Here is a 1,472-nt window from a genome sequence, read left to right on the forward strand (position 1 = left end):
CAGGGTAAACGCATCTTAATTTCAACCTAAAACATGATAAGATCAAGTGTTTAGCTAAATCAAGTGCGTAATTGATAGGTGCGATCGATGGCGAAAGGGTTTACTTCGACTTTAACTTCCCAACAAAAAACAATAGGTGTATCGAATCCGACCGACTTATTGAACGTTAGTTTTTTAAACCATTTTGAGACCTTGACCGATCCAAGAATAGAAAGAAGTAAAGAGCATTTACTAATAGATATTGTAGCCATTGCGATTCTAGCTGTCATTAGCGGTGCGGATGGATGGGGGGCAATAGAACTCTATGGAAAAACTAAATATGAATGGCTAAAAGGTTTTCTAGAACTGCCGAATGGAATTCCTTCTCATGATACATTTAGTCGAGTATTTGCTCGACTTGAACCGAAGCAGTTTCAAGAGTGTTTTTTGAGTTGGGTAAATTCAATTACCAAAAAATTGGAGCTAGAAGTCATAGCCATTGATGGCAAAACAATGAAACAATCTTATGACCGGAATCACAGCCAAAAACCATTGCATATAGTCAGTGCATGGTCTTCATCCCATCAATTAGTTTTAGGGCAAAAAAAAGTCAATAAGAAATCCAACGAAGTGACAGCAATTCCGGCTTTGTTAGAGATGCTAGAAATTGCTGGAAGCATAATAACCATTGATGCTTTGGGATGTCAGAAAGAAATAGGAGCGCTCATAATTAAGAAGAAAGGAGATTATCTTTTAGCGCTAAAGGGAAATCAAAAACTTCTTCATAAAGACGTAAAAGACTGGTTTGAATTAGCTCGAAAAGAAAAGTTTGCTGGCAGAGAGCATAGCTATTATCAACAAATAGAAGGAGGGCATCATCGAGTTGAAAAAAGACAAATTTGGACTGTGGCAGTCTCGGAGTTGCCATCTCTTCATAATCAATCATTATGGACGGGATTAAAAACGGTTGTGATGGTCGTAAGTGAAAGACGTTTGTGGAATAAAACTACCACAGAAGTTCGGTTTTATTTAAGTAGTTTAGCCAGTAATGCCGAGAAGATTTCTCAAGCAATTCGCAGTCATTGGGGTATTGAAAATAGCTTACATTGGACATTGGATGTTACTTTTTCTGAAGACAATAGTCGTATTCGTAAAGATCATTCTCCTGAAAATTTTGCTCTTCTACGGCGTTTAGCTGTCAATTTACTGAAACAGGAAAAAGGATTTAAAGGAAGTTTAAAAATGAAGCGGTATCTGGCGGGAATGGATAATAATTATTTAGTGCAAATTTTAGACTCGGCCAGCTAACGCTCGAAAACTAAAACGGATTCCCGATCTAAATTGATTCAGCTTTGAGAATTTAGAAGTCCTTAAAGCTCGATTTTAACTGGGTTAATTGCATCAGATTTAAGAGTTTTAAGAATTGTTTTATAAAAAAAAACTGATGCACAAATATGATTTTCTGTCAACTTAATTTAGATGCGTTTACCCTG

The 1,472-nt window shown here is 36.5% G+C and carries 1 protein-coding gene; it reads left to right on the plus strand.

The window, feature by feature from the left end; genetic code table 11:
* Nucleotides 1-87 precede the first annotated feature (87 nt).
* Nucleotides 88-1,287, plus strand: coding sequence for an ISAs1 family transposase (locus QUB16_RS33340; RefSeq protein WP_333322680.1), 1,200 nt, complete (start codon nucleotides 88-90; stop codon nucleotides 1,285-1,287).
* Nucleotides 1,288-1,472: the final 185 nt, after the last annotated feature.

The sequence above is a fragment of the Microcoleus sp. D3_18a_C4 genome (assembly GCF_036702415.1).
Classification (GTDB): Bacteria; Cyanobacteriota; Cyanobacteriia; order Cyanobacteriales; family Microcoleaceae; genus Microcoleus.